At 60.9% G+C, this 1,272-nt stretch carries 3 protein-coding genes; all 3 read left to right on the forward strand.

Annotated features, from left to right (window positions below; genetic code table 11):
• Nucleotides 1–427: fimbrial protein (locus SPG90_RS22320; protein WP_322408404.1), on the forward strand; the 427-nt coding region annotated here is incomplete at its 5' end.
• Nucleotides 411–947: a fimbrial protein gene (locus SPG90_RS22325; protein WP_322408405.1), complete on the forward strand. Its 537-nt coding sequence runs from the start codon at nt 411–413 to the stop codon at nt 945–947. The genes SPG90_RS22320 and SPG90_RS22325, both read left to right, overlap by 17 nt.
• Nucleotides 940–1,272: FimD/PapC C-terminal domain-containing protein (locus SPG90_RS22330; protein ID WP_322408406.1), on the forward strand; the 333-nt coding region annotated here is incomplete at its 3' end. The genes SPG90_RS22325 and SPG90_RS22330, both read left to right, overlap by 8 nt.

Raw genomic sequence — 1,272 nt, forward strand, 5'->3', positions numbered from 1 at the left:
CGGACGTATCACGCCGGAGACCTGCGTTGTGCAGCCTGCAAGTAACAGCCAGCGTATTGATATGGGGCAGTTCAGCGTGGCTGACTTTCTGAAGGTCGGTGATGTCTCCCCGTCAAAACCTTTCAGCATCACTCTGGAACGCTGCACGGCCAATATCCGAGCTGCGAAGGTCACCTTCAGCGGCACCCTTGACTCCCGGGACCGTACGCTGATTGCCCTCACCGCTGCGGCTGATGCGGCAAAAGGTGTTGGCATTGAAATTCTCGATGCGGCCGGTGCGAAAATCGTACCCGGTACGCAGGTTCGTCATCCGGTGGGGCCGGGTAGTGCGGTTCTTGATTACAGTCTTCGCTACCGTGCCAGCGGCGCGGCTGTGGGCGCAGGAAAGGCAGATGCGGTGGTATTTTTTGATGTTGACTATGAATAGAGCGTCGGCCCTGCGTGCCTTAATATGGGGCATCTCCGTTCTCTCCACCCCGTTCGCGCTGGCGGCCGGGCAGGTGAGCGTCACCGGACGCATCCTGGACAATACCTGCGTGGTCTCTGTGTCCTCACAGAGTCTGACGGTTAAAATGGAGACGGAGGGGCATAAGGCCTTCTTCCGCCCTGGTGACACAGGTACCACCAACCCGTTCAGCATTGTGCTGGAGCGCTGCGGGCCGGCGGCAAAGGGTGTGACGCTGAACTTTCAGGGCACGGAGGACCCGGGAAACCAGACGCTGCTTGCGGTCAACGGCGGTGCCGGTTCTGCCATTGGTCTGGGTATAGGGATTTACGAGCGTGACGGGACGCCTGTGCCGGTAAATAAGAATACGCGGAGTTATGCCCTGACGGGCGGTGCACCGCGGGTGGAGCTCAAATTCCATGCGCGCTACGTCGCTGTGTCCGTACCGGTGAAGCCGGGACTGGCATCGGGCACTGTCACCTTCACGCACACCTATGACTGATGCTGAACGTGACATTCGCTGCAACCACAGGAGTGTCAGTCATGACACAGACGTTGAAGAGGCGGTCCGCACCGTGGTGCCGACCCGGGGCGCGGTGGTGAAGGCGTCCTTTTCGACGCGAACCGGTCTTCGGATGCTGGTCACGCTGAGCCGTAACGGCAAACCCGTGCCGTTTGGCAGCATGGTGACCCTGAAGGGGCAGGACGAGAGGAAACCGGTGACGGGCATCGTGGGCGATGACGGCCAGGTGTATCTGGCCGGCATGCCGCCGCAGGGTGAGCTTGAAGTGGCATGGGGCGGCGGCACTGATGAACGCTGCGTTGCC

The organism is Enterobacter sp. D2 (assembly GCF_034427575.1).
Lineage (GTDB): Bacteria > Pseudomonadota > Gammaproteobacteria > Enterobacterales > Enterobacteriaceae > Enterobacter > Enterobacter cloacae_M.

Excerpts from the sequence above, each read along its gene's own strand:
- SPG90_RS22325 (WP_322408405.1), top strand. The coding sequence starts at position 411 with ATGTTGACTATGAATAGAGCGTCGGCCCTGCGTGCCTTAATATGGGGC.